This is a genomic window from Chryseobacterium sp. FW101-FHT12H09 (assembly GCF_058790395.1).
Genome location: NZ_JBYTCP010000001.1, coordinates 192,901 through 210,402, shown reverse-complemented (window position 1 = coordinate 210,402; position 17,502 = coordinate 192,901). Strand labels below are relative to the sequence as shown.

The window sequence follows — 17,502 nt, the reverse complement described above, 5'->3', positions numbered from 1 at the left end:
TCAGATCATCTTATTTTTAAGATTCTTATATTTTGAGCGTCCTATTGGCAATGTTTCCCCGGTTTTAAGCTGCAGTCCATATCTTGTGCCGGGGTTGATCAGTATTTTTTCAGCCTGTTGGAGGTTAACGAGGTAAGACTTATGAATCCGCTCAAATCCGTCCGGAAGAAGTTGTTGCAAAAGCTCAAGTGATTTATCGTGCAGTTCCTGTTGTCCATTTCTAAGATGCAGTTCTGTATAGATACCTGCCCCTTTGATGTAAATTATTTCAGCAATATTGATCAGGCGAATCTGCCCCGATCTCTTTACCGCAAGGTATTTCATGCCATCATCTGATTTTATGGATGGACTTATAAACCGGTTCAGAGCCTGAAAAAGTCTTTCCTTATCAAAAGGTTTGGGAACAAAATCAAGAACACCATAGGTAAAAGCGATAATTGCTTTATCGATATTGGCTGAAACAATGATCGTATGAAAAGAAGCAGCTACCATATGTTCCAACACTTCAAAACCATTGTCTCCATTGAGATTCAGGTCCAGAAGAAGTAAATCGGGAAGCTGACTGGCAATTTGATCAAGACCTTTTTGAAGAGAATCACAGATTGTAATTTGGGAAGGCTTGTTCCCAAAGAATTCAGCAATCATACGCTGCAAACGATGGGCGATCCTAGCCTCGTCCTCAATGATCAGTATATTCATTGTTTTAAAATTTGAATAGTAGATATCCAACCGTTTTCTGTCGCATGCGAATCGAATGTCCAGTTTTGTCCATAGCTTTCAGTCAGACGTGCCCGGATATATTTAAGTCCATTACCACCTGCACGGTCTGTGAGTATCTGTCGGTTCTTTGCGATGGTCTCAAATACATATTGATGACTTTCTTTTGTTACAAAATAACGAAGCACAAATTTAACAGTATTTCCGGGTAATGGCTCACTGTGGGTAATACCATTTTCCAGCAATGTATGAATAACAGCGGGTGGTATCAGTTGAGTTTCACCTATTCCGTTTTGTTCCCATACATAATTAATCTCCTTACGAAAACCCATTACAGAAAGGTGTTGACGGCAAAGTTCCAGTTCTTTTGTTATGGGAATCAGGGTTTGCTCGGAGATTTCGTTCATAATGTCAAATTCTGCAGCGAGTGCCTGTATAAAACGAGAGCCTTCTTTTGGTGATTCTTCAACCCAATCCATCATAGAAGTCAGGGTATTTCTTAAAAAGTGAGGTTGAATATTTTTTTTGAGCAGTTCCAACTGTAGCCTTGAGGAAAGTAAAACAGCATTCTGATGCTCTGCCTCCATCACGCTTGTACGGATGGAATGTAGATAAAGCATACTCAGAACAATTATGGTAAAACTAATAAACAGCCCAAAATCATAAACCACTAAATTATTGACCAGAGCACTCATTAAAAGGGCAACCATAGCGATAAATCCTCCTTTTTCCTTTTGAATAATACCATTCAATACTACGATGAAAGCAGCAACAAGCATTGCTAAACTATAAAGCCGGGCAGTCAGATCATAGTGTCCGTAATTAGACCAGTAAAGGAATATCAATGCTGTTAGCAGGGCAGCCATTAGCCATTTTCCCTTTTTAAAATTGAACTGGATGATAAAATACAATGGAACCAGTAATGCATTGGCAAAGGTCAGCCATCCAATAATCTCAAGGCGTACGAAAAATTGAGAATAGGGGATCACCACATGGAATTTAAGGTATTCCATAATCAGCAGGGCAAAAAACAGAAAACAGATGGTACCGAAGATTAGGATATCCCATTGTTTTCGCTTGCTGTTTACATAAAGAAAAAAGTAATAAACTGCTGCGATAAGAAAAGCTCCTGCCATGAGATTCATATAAGACATCGTAACCAAAGGTCTTGTCAGCAAGGAGTTGTAAGGATCAACTTTAAATCCAATGCTGCGTTGCACATGCGGAAGTGATGATTGCGAACTGCGTAGAGCAACTGTATGAAGACCAGGTGACATTAGGTGGTCCGGAATCCTGTAATAACTGCTTTCAGTACCGGGTATTTCCGGTTTGCCATTTTGCGGGATTTGACCGTTATTACCGATCAATACTCCATCCCAGTATACTTCAAAAGATCCAAAGGATTCAATCTGAAGGCCAAGCGGCAATACCTCACTTTCAACCTGACGCAGATCTAAATGAGTTCGGGACCAGAAGATTTTACCAGAGGTGTTGCCTCGCTCTTGTGACCAATTCTTGTCATTATAGTCCTTAGATGCCCAAGCTATATCATCACCTATTTTGTAAACAGGTATAGGATCTTCATTACGAATAACAGATGGGTTCAGTATGCTGAGTAAAACCAGCAAAAACATAAAATTATGCATCATGTAAATATACAAGGTAATTTGAAAAAGCTGAAGGCTGTTTGAAAGTCTGTAGAGCCGTTCAGATGTTTTTACTCAAAATGACTATGTACGGGATCTAATTTTACATCATGAAACAAATACTGCTCTTTTTTCTGATCATGTTGGCTGTTCAAAATTCCTTTGCACAGCAAGCTCAAATAACGGGTGTCATTCATGAAAACCCTTCTGTTCCTATCCAGTATGTCAATATAACACTAAAAGATAATGCGGGAAAATTAATTACGACCAGTACTTCTGATGCTAAGGGAACATTCACCATGGAAAAAATTCCGGCCGGAAGTTACCATATCACCTACAACCTGATAGGCTTTAAAACCGTCAATAAACCTATAGAAGTTAGTTCTGGTACGGTAAATATTGGAACAATAACTTTGGAGCCTGACTCAAAACTTTTAGAAGAGGTAGCATTAACCGGACAGCGCGGATCAGTCAGTTTAAAACTTGATAAGAAAGTTTTCGAAGTAGGTAAGGATGTGCTTTCTCAGTCAGGAGCAGTAACTGATTTATTGAACATTGTTCCATCAGTCAGTGTCAGTCCTACCGGTGCGATCAGCCTTCGGGGTAATGCTAATGTATTGGTATTAATCAATGGACGACGAACCGGACTAACTCAGGGGAATGCTCTGGAACAATTGCCTGCTGACCAGGTGGAGCGCGTAGAAGTAATCACCAACCCTTCTTCAAGGTTTGATGCCGGAGGTTCAGCAGGAATTATTAATATCATCCTTAAAAAAAATAAGAAAGCAGGTTTCAGTGGACAGTTAAGGGTAGTTGGTGGTATTCCCAATGAAACACGGGTTAGCCCCAGCTTGAATTATAAATCAAATAAACTCAACCTTTTTGCGACCTATGGTTTGCGATTGTCGGATTATGTAGGTCTCTATAAAACAGAACAGTCGACCGGACTTTCAGGTACTCCTGTTTATCTGAACCAACGACAGGATGAGAACCGGCATGATAATGCCAAATTACTTTATTTTGGTGCAGATTATCAGATTAATGATCACAACACGATTACTGCAGCTTTCCTTAGGAATTCTACCCATGACCATGATAAGACGCGACTGAACTATTTATATTCAGGAAAAAATGGCGCCATCGACAGTACGCTGAGCCGCAACGGTGAATCATGGGAAAAACGAAGCTATAATCAACTGGAATTTAATTATACCAAAACTTTTAACCAGACTGGTAAAAAATTTACAGTGGATATGCAATACGATTTCTGGAATAGTGATAAAGAATGGAATCTGGCAACCAATAGAGTTTTTCCTATACCCATTATTTTTCCTACGATCAGGACAGGTTCAATAGGAGAAAGCAAGGACTTCATGATTAAAACGGATATGGTACAGCCACTGGACAGTACCTCAACGTTAGAGTTTGGACTGAAGTTTGAGGATAGGAGGGTAAATACTGATTTTATTGCGGAGCAGCAAAATACTGCAGGCTGGGAGATCATTGATCAGATCGACAATCATCTATTGTACAAAGAACTGATTGGGAGTGCCTATGTGCAGTTTGTGGGAAAGATGGGGAAGTTTAGTTATCAGGGCGGCGTACGTGGCGAACTGACCCGTATAGGTATTGAAGACCGTATAGGAAATTATACCAATGATAAGAATTATAGCAGGTTATTTCCAACATTAAATGTCAGTTACCGCTTTGATACAGGAACGACCTTACAGGGGAGCTACAGTAAACGAATCAATAGGCCATCGCTGAACATGATCTATCCTTTCAATGAGTTAACCGACCTGAATAGTCGCTATGTTGGTAACCCGAACCTAAACCCATCTTACGCTCATGTTTTTGAATTTGCTTTCCTGAAGAACTGGAAGACACTTACATTTAATCCATCTCTTTATTATCAAAAAAATAATGGGGTTATTGAAGATTATACATCTCGGAATGGGGATGGTTTGTTTATTACCATGCCGGTTAATATCAGTAAAGAAATACGCAGTGGTTTAGAGCTTTCGGTACTATATAACCCCATCAAATGGTTGCAGTTAAATACCGAACTTAATATATTTCATTATGCTAAACAGGGAAGTTATCAAAATCAGACCTTCGACTATTCAGGAAATACACTTACGGCCCGTTTAAGTGCTCAGGTGAAACTGAAGGACAAACTTGCTTTCCAGACGTTATATAATTTCAGGGGTGCCAATGCAACTGCCCAAATTCACTCAAACGCTTTGCATAGTATTGATTTTGGGTGCAGTAAAACTTTCTTAAAAGACAAAGCAACAGTCTCCTTTGATGTAAGTAACCTGTTTGAATTAAGAAAATTATCCAGTACGACCAAAGGAGCAGATTACCTGATCAGTCAGACCAATATTCCCAATGCAGCCCGTTACCGGTTAACACTTGTTTATCGACTTAATTTAAAAGATAATCAGTCCGTTCGACAGGCTAAATCCGGTAATCGCAATTGATGGTGTCCTATATTATTTTTTAATGGAAAAAAGGAATTTTAGCATTTTAACGTAAAACCGATCCCTGCTTTAAAAATTGTATTGTGCAGAGATAGAGGCATTATTTGCTTTTTTAAATAAGTCTCAATTAAAGTTTCCAGTTCTTTAATTTGTTCTTTATTTAAATTACATTCCATGACTTTATCATCCTTTTCCATTTTTAATAATTGACCACTTCCATTGATGTGAAAGGTATAAACCCATCGTAATTTTCGACAAGGAGTACAGTCAATTGAAATTTTATGTTCTACTACATAGGGAGTGATGCATTTTCCAGTTATACCATTGTTAATGGTCGACCAATCGGCAGACTGATAAATAGTTAATTCTTGTATTTTAGAGGCCTCGTTTTTAACTGATTTTTTCGTTATATCGGATGGTAAACGTTCATTTGATTTCTTAGTATTTTCACATCCCGATAAGATAAACAGGAGGCAAAAACTAATTAAGGCTAAGGTTATTGTTTTCATGATAAGTGTTGATAATATACAATACAATTATAATCTAAATTTAGAAAACGATTTTTAAAAAGATTAATCTGTTATTGCACGATCTTTTTTGAGTTGGTATAACCTAAGTTAATTCGCCTTAACCATGTTATGGAAATATTTTGAGCCTGGCATCTCATATCATTTTATTATTTTTATAAAAAAACTTTATGACCGATTGTATTTTTTGTAAAATAATAAATAGTGAACTACCGGCAAGTCTCATTTATGAAGATGATCATGTCATTGCCTTCATGGATATACAACCTGTAAATCCAGGACATATATTGGTAGTGCCTAAAATTCACAAAGAACTTATCGCGGAGCTGGATGAGGATCTGACTTCCAGACTGTTTAATGTAGGGGCTAAAATTAATATGGCGATCAGAAAATCAAATGTAAAATCTGAAGGTATTAATTATTTCCTGGCCGATGGGGAAGCGGCTGGCCAGGAGGTCTTCCATACACACTTACATATTATTCCAAGGTTTCAAAATGATGGTTTTGGGCTGAAATTTCACGAAACTTATTACGAACTTCCAAAGCGGGAAGAGCTGGATGAGATTTGTGGGAACATTAAACAGTTAATGGAATAGTAACTTTATTCTGCTAATACATCAATTGTACTACAGTTTATATTTTTTTAGACTGTAATCAGGAGCTTTTTCCCGCTATCCACTCATACTCCTCGCTCCAAACCATTTCCCATTCCTGCTGCGGGGTAACCGTTTCTATCGGGGCTATAAAACAGCCGGAAGAATAAAATTTTCCAGTATTTTGGTTACCTGAGGGTGAGCATAACTTTGATTGTATGCGCTAGCTGTAATAACGATAACTAAAGGTTGGTCTTTAAAAATAAGAATATAATTCCCACCATTTCCTGCACAGTAAAATGCTTCAGCCTTTTTGTTGCCCACACTGAAACTTTTGTTCCAGAAAAAATAGCTGTAATATTCATCTTTTCTATCCGGTATTTGAATCTGTCTGGTGAGTGTTTTTAACACCCAGCTTTGAGGAATGATCTGTTTTTTATTCCACATCCCATTGTTTTTATAAAGCTGTCCATATTTAGCAAAATCCAATGCATTCATACGAATACTTCCTGCTGTATTGGGAATATTCTGTGGAGTATATTGCCATTTGTAATTTTTAATACCCAATGGATGAAAGAGCTTTTCTTCAGCAAATTTTTCTAAACCCATTGGTACCGATTTGTTGATGATATCTCCTATAATGATGGTACCCGCTGTAAAGTAATGCCATTTATTTTTAAAGGTCTGATCATATGGTAGATTCAAAGTAAAGTCAACCCAATTACTGGTAGGATACATATTCTCTTCATTTCCGGGAGAATTTTCATCGCTATCATCGCCATCAAATCCAGATGACATGGTTATAAGCTCTTTAATAGTTGCATGATCTTTACCCTGAGGATGCTGATAGGACTGGATATTATAAAAAGCACCGAGTTCTTGATTTTCGTCTTTAATGAGGTTATTACCAATAGCAATTCCTAATAAAGTTGAGGCAAAAGATTTTCCAACAGATCTTGGATCATGCAGTGTATTTCTGTCTTCCCCGTTAAAATATTCTTCTATCTGCAGTTTACCTTCATTAATAACGATAATGCTGTTGATCTGTTTAAAAATTCCTTCATCAATAGATCCCTTCAATTCCTTTATTTTGTCTTCATTGAATTTTTTAGAGGAAATCTCAAAACCCACATAAGTCATTGGTTTATTGAGTTTAATAGGGGTGATATCAATTTTTGGATTTTGTGAAACATCTAAGGCCAATTCACCTTTTGCTAACAGAGGACTTACTTTAATTTCATTATTTATGTTGACATAAGCACGGATTTCCAAACGAAGTTTATGTTGTCCGTCCTGTAATGCTTTGTCCCCGCCATTCGCTATAAATCTGTTCCAGAAAGATTCACTCCATGTTCCCTGACCATTTGTATTATTAATTAAAGGTCTGTTGAGTACCAATGCCGTATCCTGTACTTTTTGATAAGGTGCACCGGGTGAAAGATTACTTCGATAGATTTCCTTATCATCTATCCAAAGTGTAAATTGATAATTGCCTTTTCTGAATAAGGAGTCTTTCTCTATATTCGGAGAAAGTTCAGATTTGTAGTCTGTAAGTGATTTATCAAAAAATGCAACAAAGGAAAGGTCACTTTTATTGGTTAATGTATATTTTTTGACCAGATCATTTTCCTTAATCTGATGTGAATTCTTAAAAGCTGGAAGAAATACTATTTTTCCAATGTTTTTAGAATAGAACTCATCATTATAGTCTGATTTTAGAAGTGAATTGTTTTGAGCACTTGCCTGTTTAACAAATGCAAAAAAAATGATAAATATTAAAATTGAATTTTTCACGGAGTAGATGTTATATATGGGTACAAATCTGACGAAAAAAAAGGTAGAAAAATAGAACGAGATTAACATCTTCGCCTTTTTTCTGTGATGGACTTATGCTGATCTCTATATGTAAATGATTTTAATCGAAATGAATTACATTTGTCATTACAACGAAACATCATTTTCAGCATTTAAATAAGTTGTAACAAAAGATGAAACTACCAGCAATACACGGATATATAGACCGGAGGATACTCATAAATTTCACAGCTGATCCAAAAGTTGTAGAGAAAATTATTCCTTTTCCATTCAGACCACATCTTTATAAAAATAAGGCTATCGTTGGAATCTGCCTGATCAGGCTTAAAAGTATAAAAACTTTAGGTTTGCCGGATTTCATGGGGATAGGTTCTGAAAATGGGGCACACCGGATTGCGGTAGAATGGGACGAAGATGGTGAAGTAAAGACCGGAGTTTATATTCCACGGCGAGATACTTCGTCAAAAATAAATGCACTGGTGGGTGGACGCATTTTTCCAGGTAAACACTATCATGCAAAGTTTAATGTAGAAGAAAAAAATAAAAAATATCATATTGATTTTAAGAGTTCGGATCAGTTGGAAACTTCAATCGATGCAAGAGAAACCGAAACATTCAATACCCGTTCTATATTCGGAACCTTAGAAGAGGCTTCAGGTTTTTTTGAAAAAGGAAGTCTTGGATATTCCCCCAATAAAGATAAATTTGAGGGGCTGCAACTTAATACCTACAAATGGGAAATGCAACCTCTTGATGTATTGGAAGTAAAATCAACCTTTTACGAAAATGAGCACGTTTTCCCAAAAGGTTCCATAGTATTTGATAACGCTCTATTAATGACAAATATTGAGCACACATGGAAAACGATGCCTGATAAATGATAATTTCTTTAGAATCAAATAAATTAAAGCAATATTATGTACAACGAAACATTGGTAAATCGCATACGGGAAACATTGATCGGTGAAAAGAATGTTGTTGAGAAAAAGATGTTTCAGGGTTTGAGCTTTATGGTTGATGATAAATTATGTATAGGAGTCCGTGATAACGAAATCCTATGCAGGATTGATCCTGAAAAAGCAGAACTTGAATTGGAAAAAAACTATTGCCGGCCTATGATGCATGGCGGAAAGATGATGAAAGGATATATTTTCATCAGTGAAGAGGGATACCAACACAATAGCGATTTCCATTATTATGTAAACCTTTGTCTGGAGTACAATAAAGTTGTTCAGAAGACCAAAAAGAAATAGCGGATAGTATCTTACTTCTTTTACTAAAGAGTCGTGGAAAGGACGAATAATTTTATTTTCCAATCATCATAAATTGATCCAATCTTTTAGCAAATTCCCCCTGTTTACATCCGACAATAAAATAAACAAATCCAACTTTTGAATCCTTGTAAAATTGAAACAAAGAATTGTAGCAATTGCCGTTACTCCCACCGTGAGAATATTTTAAGCCAAAGGGGGTCTCTTGAACATAAACGCCCAATCCCATATTGATTTTTAAGTTTGGATCCATATCCTCTTCATGAATTTCTACCTGTGAACCAACCATAGACTGGAAAGTACTATTTAGAATATAGCTTTCCCTGATTAATTCAATGATGAATTTAGCGTATTCTTTAGGCTCCGTATATAAACTGTAAGCGGCATGTGGTTTTATATAAGGTTCATTTCTGCCTCTTTCATTATTGTCCTTTATCCCATCTGCTAAATGCTTGTTTATATAATCATTGAAGACCAGGTAGGAGTTTTTGATAGACATGGGTTTCATGACATATTTTTCAACAAGTTGATCTATGGTTTTACCCGTTAGGTGTTCTACAACAAGGGCAAGATATCCGTATCCTTCCCCTGAGTAGCCAAATTTGGTGCCTGGAGTAAAATTTATGGTCAGTTTATTATTTTCTCTCCAGTTCGGAAACCCTGTAGTATGATCAAGAACCATTCTTGCTGTAATTAATTTATAACGGTCATCATAAGCAATATCGGGATAAGGGAAATATTGGTAAAGTGGAACGTCTAAATTAAGAATACCTTCTTTAACAAGTTGGAGGACTGTATAGGAAAACATTGGTTTAGTCATGGATGCAGCTTCAAAAATGGTATTCTCATCAATAGGTTCCTGTTTGGCATTTTTGGTTCCTATAGCTTTTGAATAGACTACTTTGTTACCTTTAATTACGGCAATTGATAATGCTGAAATCTGAAGTGAATCTACTTCTTTTCTGATAAAGGCATCCATTTCTTGGCCGGAAACATTTACCCCTCTCACGGTTTTTATCTGAGCAGATATATTTTGGGAGATAAGAGCGATGATGAATAGAGTACAGATATTGAACTTTCTCATATTACTTTTAATTAGGTTAAAGTTTGAATTTTCTTATTAGTAAGACAACTACTATTGTAATTTGGTTACAAGAGACTTATATTTTGTAAATAATATCCTTCATAAGATTGTTTTATTCATTTGAAGTAGTATCTGATATTCACAAAAGTTGTCTATTTTTAACCAATCAAATTTAAACTAATATGAAAACCAAAGCTCCTTTTTATATGATATTTCTGTTCGGAATGATAGCAAATCCACTATTTGCCCAAACAGACACTCAGTTAAAAAATGAAATTGCTAAAGTAGAATCAGGATTAATGCCTGCAGTTCGTTTTGAGGGTGAGCCTCTTTGGACTATGGAGTCTCGAATGAAATATTATAATGTTCCGGGAGTAAGTATAGCAGTTATCAAAAACTCTAAGGTGATTTGGAGCAAAGCCTACGGATTAGCAGATGTAGAATCTAAAATTCCAGTAACTACTGAGACAAGGTTTCAGGCAGCATCCATGAGTAAGCCGGTAAGTGCATACGCCGCATTAAAAGAAGTGGAGCTTGGAAAAATAAATCCAGATGCTGATGTGAATGCTTATTTGAAATCATGGAAAATTCCGGAAAATGAATTCACAAAGGAGAAAAAAGTAAGTCTTAAACATATTGTCAGTCATACCGCAGGGCTTACGGTGAGTGGTTTTCCGGGATATGAAGTAGGTAAACCTGTGCCAACACTGATTCAGCTTTTGAACGGGCAAGGTCCGGCTAATACCCCAGCTATTTTTGTTGATAAAATACCAGGAAAACCATTGCGATATTCCGGTGGTGGATATTGTGTGATGCAGCAAATGCTCATTGATATTGAAGGTAAAGACTTTGCAACGATTATGAATGAAAAAGTACTTTTACCACTGGGAATGAAAAACAGCACGTTTAACCAGCCTTTACCGGAAGCTCTGGCATCGTTGGCCGCTACAGCTTACAATGAGAGCGGAGCCAGGGTTCAAGGAAGATATCATACCTATCCAGAACAGGCACCTGCCGGTTTATGGACGACCGCTGAAGATTATGCAAAATTTGTCATTGACATCCAAAATACACTAAGTGGAAAAAGCCATACCATCATTTCTCAAAAAATGGCAGAAGAGTTTACAAGTCCTTTTATCGAACCATTCGTAGGATTGGGTATTTTTCTTGCTAATAAAAACGGACAGGTTTACTTTCATCACGGTGGCTGGAATGAGGGTTTCAGCAGCGACTTTACAGGAAACACAACCAGCGGTGATGGCGTTGTTATTTTTACGAATACGAATAAGCCCGAATTTATCAATGAGCTGCTTCGATCAGTTGCAACTGTTTATCAATGGCCGAATTTTATGAATCCAGTCGATAAAATCCTACCCTTAACGGCAAGTGATTTAAATAATAATATAGGTCGTTACCGACTTGATAAATATAGTTTTTGCAAAATCTATCACGAAAAAGGAAAACTAATGGCGATCAATAATGTAGAAACTCCTAAAGAACTTATTAAAGTAGGAGAGAACACTTACGCCCTAAGAGATTGGGACTATAAAGTGACATTTGCGAAAAATCCTAAAACAGGCAGGAAAGAACTTGTGCAGATCTTACTCGACAATGCTGCCATTAGACAAAGAGGTGATCAAATGAACAAGGATGAAAAAACACCTTTAGAGTTGATTCTTGAAGGACAATTTGAGAAAGGTCTGGAGGCATATAAGAAAGCTAAAACTGAAGATCCTGCTAATGAGCAGCTTTCTGAAGGTTCTGTGAACGGAACAGGTTATGCATTGCTTGGACAAAAAGATTTCAAGAAAGCTATTGATGTATTCCGCGTAAATACCATATTGTATCCTAACAGTGATAATGTTTATGACAGTTTGGGAGAAGCCTATCTGAAAGCCGGACAAAAAGATAAAGCGAAACAGAATTATCAAAAGGTATTGGAAATTAATCCCAATAATGAAAGTGCTGCAAAAGCTCTAAAAACATTATAAAAGAAACTGCCTTCAGAAATGAGGGCAGCTTTTTTTTAATATGCTCCGAAAAGCTTCTATAACAGAATTTTTTATTGCCAATTATATTTACAAACCCTGCAACCAATCAATTTCGATGATATTATTATCTTTCTTTAATCTTTCTTTTGTCAGTTTTTCGACCTCACGTACAACTTCGGTTCCTGTACGGAAATTTCCGGAGCTATCTTTCTGGTCTATTATTTTTCCCTGCATATAGAGCTGTCTTGTACTTGCTGCAGGATCTTTTCGATAGTTGGTAAATAATTCTATGAATTTCTCCTGAGTTAAAGAAATTACTTTTGCCTGAGCATTTAATTCCGGATATTGCAAGTCACTGTTGATATTCTTTACCCCCACCAATTCAAACGCATGACTATGAGTGTTATCTTCGATTTTTATAATAAGTCCTGGTAAACCTTTAAATTTGTAAGGGCCATCCTGAATTGTAATATCAGAAGAAAACCAGGCAGTCCATTGTCTGCCTCCAAAATTTGTAATTGCTTTTTGAGTATTATATTCACCTATTTTCTGCTTATCCGGAAAAATTTTCCACTCCATTTTTCGATCGTCTTCCACTTTTATTTTTCCAAGACCATAATCTGTAGTTTTAAAAAATACTTTATCAGGATAGTTTTTTTCAATACGGTATAAAAGGTCTGCATTTGGTATGTAAAATTGCCCCTTCTTAGCTTGAGCAATGGAGATTGAATCTTCAACATTCTTACGGTGGCTATAGAACGAAGATTTGGCATTGGTAATATCTAAAAACATCAGTTCTTTGACCACATTAGACCTATTGGTAGAGTCAGGAACGTATTTATATTGATATATGAACCTTTTATTTTGACCATGTATCATCTGAACGAAAAGAAAGAAAACTAAAAATAAATTTTTCATAATACATTGTTGTGGTTATTTGTAAATATAGATATTAAATCAAATAAGTGGGAAATGTTTTTAAGCTAATCAGCTCGTAATACAGAATTGCCGAACTTCTGATGTAATGGAATCATCGACATAGTTGTTTTTATTAGTAAACAAATTAATGCTAAAGAGCACCTGAGAATTTCTAATATGCCGCATTTAACAACAACCTAAATTTTTTATGTTCAAAATTGAAACATAAAAACTCAAATTACCAATCCATATTAATACTTTAGCCATAAAATAACTTCATAAAAAATGTATCAATAATGCAAAAAATTATACTTGCTTTGTTCGTCTTTCTTGCTTCGCAAATCGTGTCAGCACAAACCTTCGATGACAGTTCATGCTGGGAATATTTTAAATTGACCGCAGACTTGAAACAGGATAAGCCTCTGGACAAAAAAACATGGGATCAATTTTTAAAAAATGAAGCCATACAAGTTTATCTGAACGATCAGGGAGTTGACAGCACCTACACGGAGAGTTACAGAAGATCAATGGAAATTGTATATATGCCAAAAAACAGTGCGATTTTACAGGAAAAACTAAAAAAGCCGATGAGCAATTGGTGGATTTATAACATCAATGAGTGTAAGGTAAACGAAGATCAGATGAAAAAATACCTTACAGATATCAAAAAAGATTCTAAAGGTTATTTTGATACTTGTTATCAGTATACCTATAATATGCTTCCCAAGAAATATCAGAAAAAAGCACCCAATTATAAAGTGACAATTATTCCGATACATAATGACGCCCATGTTGAGAACGGATGGATCATATATACACTTATTTCAGCATACTTTCACGATGCCAACAAAATGGGGGCAATGGGAGGTCATGAGTTTCATCATTTGCTTAGGCCCCAACTTGTATTTAAAACTGATGATCAGGATGCAGTCATTATCAGTCTGCTTCAAAAAATACTAAACGAAGGAAGTGCTGATTTAACAGATAAAATTTATGAAGGGAAAGATGCAATAAAGCTATTGGAATATCAGAGAGGAACTGGTCCAGAATTCATAGCAGATGGAGCGAAAGTGATTAAAAATATTGATTCTCTATTATCTGTAAAACAATTAGACCGATCCAAGCTAAAAATGAATAAGCTGATCAATAATGGCAACAGGAATGGTCATATCCCGGGATTTTATATGTCTAATATTATAGATAAGGGTGGATATAAAAAAGAATTGATCAAGTATATCGATGACCCTTTTCAATTTGTATATCTATATGATAAAGCGTCGAGAAAAGTTAAGGATGCTTATATTCTGTCATCGACCACGATGGATCTTATTCATGAATTAGATAAAAAGTACAGACCTAAAGCTACTATTGAGCAACAGCAATTGAAAAATTAAAAAGGACAAATCATTGATTTGTCCTTTTTCTTTTATATACAGCAGATTAATCGGATTGAACAGGCTTAACGTATTGAAATTCAATATTGTGACTAAGGAGTAGAAAAGGGCTTGAGAGATTGCTTCGTTCCTTGCAATGACAATGATGAAGAGTAGTAATAGATATGATCGAGCAGAGTAAAAGGCTAAGTTTCAAACTTTGTTGACAACCATTAACCGACCTAGGAAGCTGCAGTGTTAAAAAAATAAGTTCTGTGAACGTTAAAAACATTCTACTGTCCGAAGCGTGACACCAATCTCGAATCGAAGAACTCAAGATCGAATTCGCGCAAGTTTAGAATTTTTAGTGAGCAGAACTTATTTTTAGCGGAAGCTTCCAGTCTTGAACTTTTGGTCCATTTTGCTTCAAGGCAAAAGGACATAAAAAAATAAAAAAATATTTATTAAGACTGCTTCGTACCTCGCAATGACCGTAAGTTGTTTTTAGGACTACTTGATGCTGCATTCTTTTCTTCCGGCAGAATAAAAAGCATAACCCCTACAAAAACCACACAAATTAAAATAGCAATGATACCTGCTTTATAAGCTTCCTGCCAGCTTTCCTGCGAAAAATAGAAGAATATCCCTCCAATAATACTGACTCCTAAAGCTGAGGCGGTTTGTTGAAAAGTTGAGTAGATTCCTGCTGCAGCTCCGGCATGTTCTGCAGGTACACTTTTAAGTACAATGTTTAATAACGATGGTAAGACCAATCCGTTTCCCAGTCCCCAAATCCCCATGAGTGCAATGATGAGCCAGCTATCTACTCCAGGTTTCCATAATTGAATCTGAAGAAAAAAGCTCATGGCTAAAATGACAACTCCAACTTGTAGAACGCGTTTTCCAAATCGGACGATTAATTTTGATGCAACCACAGAGGAGAAAATAAATAAAATCCCAGGGAAAATAAAATATAGTCCACTGTGAAGTGCAGATACTTTAAGTCCATTTTGCAGATATACAGCGCTGAGAAGCAAATAGGAAGTGTGTAGCATAAAATGAAATAATACAGCAACTAATCCAATATTAAAATCCTTGATTTCAAATAACCGGACATCAATAAGAGGAACTTTATTAGTTGTTAATTTCTTTTTTTGATTATAAATAAAATAAATGAACAACACAAATGATAAAATAATCAGTGCAATACTCCATAATGGCCATCCTGCTTCACGACCTTGAGTTAAAGGATAAATCAGACAAACTAAAGCCAGGGTTAAAATAAGCACGCCTTCATAGTCAAACTTACTTCCTTGGTTGCTTTTAGTTTCAGTTACATAACGATGCGTTGCCCATAGAGTTACGATGCCAATGGGAAGGTTGATGAAGAAAATCAATCGCCATCCCGCAATGATCCAATGAGTATCCGATAAATAGCCACCTAAAACCTGTCCGATAATGGCAGCGAGTCCTAACGTTATACCGAATAAACCAACTGCTTTGGCTCTTTCTTTTTTTTCTGTGAAAAGTATTTGAATGAACGCAATGGTTTGTGGAACCATAAATGAGGCGCTGAGTCCCTGAAGGAATCTGGTAATGTTGAGTTGCAGCGGGGTCATTGACAGGCCGCACAAACATGATGCAATGGTAAAAGCAAGCATACCCCAGAAAAACACCTTTTTGCGTCCGAAATGATCTCCAGCTCTGCCTCCGGTAATCAGGAAAGCGGCATAGCCCAATAGATATCCGGCTATGACAAGCTGAACTTCTGCATCCGTAGCATGGACTCCTGTTTTAATTGATGGAATAGCGATATTAATGATGAATACGTCTATTACAGAAAGTAACGGTGCGGACAGGACGATGATAAGTTCCAGCCATTTATTTTTTATGTCGTTCATTTAGATTAGTTTTTGAATGATTTTTTTTGCAGATTGGAGGTCTTCTGCCTGTTTAAATATGGAGGCTGCGACGATTCCACCTTCAGTCATCAGAAAGAGCATTTCGGTGAGTTCCTGATCGGTCAGTAGTTTTTTGTGATCAGAATTGATGACCAGCTTTTCTATAATCTCTTTAAAATGCTTTTTAGCATTTTGTATCTCAGCCAAAACCCGCTCATCGCTGTCTCCAGCTTCGTTGTTTGCTTTAACAAAGGCACATCCCCGGTATTCCCTGTATAATTGTCGCTCTGTCATATGATCAAAAATGGCTAAAAGCTTTTGTTTGGGATCCGATTCTTTATTAATTCTAATTTCCAGGCGATTAAGCCAATCTTTATGAAAACGCTGCATATAAGCCAGTAATAAATCAGCTTTAGAGTCAAAATGTTTATATAGAGAGGCTTTAGCAATATCAGCCTCTGCAATTACCTGGTTTATACCTGTTATATTATAGCCTTGTTTATAAAAAAGCCTTTCGGCGGTATCTATGATTTTGTCAGTTACAGTCTGACCTCTTTGTTTTTTCATGATGCAAAGTTAATTATTAAATATACAAGTCGGTCTATTTAATGGAAGTATTTTTTTAAGCTGTCATTGCGAGGTACGAAGCAATCTCTTCAATTCTTCTACAAATAGGTCTTTAATTAATACTCAAGCAGATCAAGTCGGTTGAGTAAATTAATAAGTTAAGATTCGAAACGGTGTTGATAGTCATCAATCGACCTAGGAAGCTGTAGCGTTAAAAAAATAATTTCTGTGAACGTTAAAAAAATTCTACTGTCTGAAGCGCGACAAGAATGTTGAATCGAAGAACTCAAGATCGAATTCGCGCAAGTTTAGAATTTTTAGTGAACTTATTTTTAGCGAAAGCTTCCAGTCTTGAACTTTTGGTCCATTTTGCTTCAAGGCAAAAGGACATAAAAAAATAAGAAAATATTTATTGAGATTGCTTCGTACCGTCGCAATGACGGTGGGGTTTGTTTCTCGCAGATTACGTAGATTTAAAATGACAAAAATTTAAAAATTGAAGAGAATCATTAATCGACCTAGGAAGCTGTAGCGTTAAAAAAATAATTTCTGTGAACGTTAAAAAAATTCTACTGTCTGAAGCGCGACAAGAATGTTGAATCGAAGAACTCAAGAT

At 36.2% G+C, this 17,502-nt stretch carries 14 protein-coding genes; 6 read left to right on the top strand and 8 right to left on the bottom strand.

Annotated elements, in window-relative coordinates; genetic code table 11:
- Nucleotides 1–699 (bottom strand): LytR/AlgR family response regulator transcription factor, encoded by a 699-nt coding sequence (locus AC3WRL_RS00895; RefSeq protein WP_492329534.1) that lies wholly within the window; start codon nucleotides 697–699, stop codon nucleotides 1–3.
- Nucleotides 696–2,144: a histidine kinase gene (locus AC3WRL_RS00890; RefSeq protein WP_492329533.1), complete on the bottom strand. Its 1,449-nt coding sequence runs from the start codon at nucleotides 2,142–2,144 to the stop codon at nucleotides 696–698. The genes AC3WRL_RS00895 and AC3WRL_RS00890 overlap by 4 nt, the downstream gene beginning before the upstream one ends.
- A 329-nt stretch (nucleotides 2,145–2,473) precedes the next feature.
- Between AC3WRL_RS00890 and AC3WRL_RS00885 the strand changes: the two genes are divergently transcribed.
- Nucleotides 2,474–4,846 carry a TonB-dependent receptor gene (locus AC3WRL_RS00885; RefSeq protein WP_492329532.1) on the top strand — a complete coding sequence of 791 codons (2,373 nt, stop codon included), beginning with the start codon at nucleotides 2,474–2,476 and terminating at the stop codon, nucleotides 4,844–4,846.
- Between the two features lie 38 nt (nucleotides 4,847–4,884).
- Here AC3WRL_RS00885 and AC3WRL_RS00880 read toward each other — a convergent pair whose 3' ends face one another.
- Nucleotides 4,885–5,355 (bottom strand): hypothetical protein, encoded by a 471-nt coding sequence (locus AC3WRL_RS00880; protein ID WP_492329531.1) that lies wholly within the window; start codon nucleotides 5,353–5,355, stop codon nucleotides 4,885–4,887.
- A 188-nt stretch (nucleotides 5,356–5,543) separates the two neighbouring features.
- Between AC3WRL_RS00880 and AC3WRL_RS00875 the strand changes: the two genes are divergently transcribed.
- Entirely contained in the window at nucleotides 5,544–5,969 is a 426-nt protein-coding gene (locus AC3WRL_RS00875; RefSeq protein WP_492329530.1) for an HIT family protein, read from the top strand.
- Between the two features lie 144 nt (nucleotides 5,970–6,113).
- On the opposite strand, the gene AC3WRL_RS00870 is transcribed toward AC3WRL_RS00875, so the two are convergent.
- Entirely contained in the window at nucleotides 6,114–7,760 is a 1,647-nt protein-coding gene (locus tag AC3WRL_RS00870) for a serine hydrolase domain-containing protein (RefSeq protein WP_492329529.1), read from the bottom strand.
- Nucleotides 7,761–7,954: 194 nt separating this feature from the next.
- On the opposite strand from AC3WRL_RS00870, the gene AC3WRL_RS00865 reads away from it, so the two are divergent.
- Entirely contained in the window at nucleotides 7,955–8,662 is a 708-nt protein-coding gene (locus AC3WRL_RS00865; RefSeq protein ID WP_492329528.1) for a DUF2071 domain-containing protein, read from the top strand.
- A 36-nt stretch (nucleotides 8,663–8,698) separates the two neighbouring features.
- Nucleotides 8,699–9,034, top strand: a complete 336-nt coding sequence (locus tag AC3WRL_RS00860; protein ID WP_214831714.1) for a TfoX/Sxy family protein — start codon at nucleotides 8,699–8,701, stop codon at nucleotides 9,032–9,034.
- Nucleotides 9,035–9,086: 52 nt separating this feature from the next.
- Here the strand turns inward: AC3WRL_RS00860 and AC3WRL_RS00855 are convergent, their stop codons facing one another.
- Complete coding sequence (locus AC3WRL_RS00855; RefSeq protein ID WP_492329527.1) at nucleotides 9,087–10,136, bottom strand: serine hydrolase domain-containing protein; 1,050 nt, start codon at nucleotides 10,134–10,136, stop codon at nucleotides 9,087–9,089.
- 182 nt (nucleotides 10,137–10,318) lie between these two features.
- On the opposite strand from AC3WRL_RS00855, the gene AC3WRL_RS00850 reads away from it, so the two are divergent.
- Nucleotides 10,319–12,127 carry a serine hydrolase gene (locus tag AC3WRL_RS00850; protein WP_492329526.1) on the top strand — a complete coding sequence of 603 codons (1,809 nt, stop codon included), beginning with the start codon at nucleotides 10,319–10,321 and terminating at the stop codon, nucleotides 12,125–12,127.
- A gap of 87 nt (nucleotides 12,128–12,214) precedes the next feature.
- On the opposite strand, the gene AC3WRL_RS00845 is transcribed toward AC3WRL_RS00850, so the two are convergent.
- Nucleotides 12,215–13,045, bottom strand: a complete 831-nt coding sequence (locus tag AC3WRL_RS00845) for a GLPGLI family protein (protein ID WP_492329525.1) — start codon at nucleotides 13,043–13,045, stop codon at nucleotides 12,215–12,217.
- A 296-nt stretch (nucleotides 13,046–13,341) separates the two neighbouring features.
- Here AC3WRL_RS00845 and AC3WRL_RS00840 point away from each other — a divergent pair, with 296 nt between their 5' ends.
- Nucleotides 13,342–14,439 carry a DUF5700 domain-containing putative Zn-dependent protease gene (locus AC3WRL_RS00840; protein ID WP_492329524.1) on the top strand — a complete coding sequence of 366 codons (1,098 nt, stop codon included), beginning with the start codon at nucleotides 13,342–13,344 and terminating at the stop codon, nucleotides 14,437–14,439.
- 443 nt (nucleotides 14,440–14,882) lie between these two features.
- Here AC3WRL_RS00840 and AC3WRL_RS00835 read toward each other — a convergent pair whose 3' ends face one another.
- Both AC3WRL_RS00835 and AC3WRL_RS00830 read right to left on the bottom strand, forming a co-directional pair.
- On the bottom strand, nucleotides 14,883–16,319 hold the full coding sequence (locus AC3WRL_RS00835; RefSeq protein ID WP_492329523.1) for an MFS transporter: 1,437 nt from the start codon (nucleotides 16,317–16,319) through the stop codon (nucleotides 14,883–14,885).
- Nucleotides 16,320–16,886 carry a TetR/AcrR family transcriptional regulator gene (locus tag AC3WRL_RS00830; protein WP_261511603.1) on the bottom strand — a complete coding sequence of 189 codons (567 nt, stop codon included), beginning with the start codon at nucleotides 16,884–16,886 and terminating at the stop codon, nucleotides 16,320–16,322.
- Between the last annotated feature and the right edge of the window lie 616 nt (nucleotides 16,887–17,502).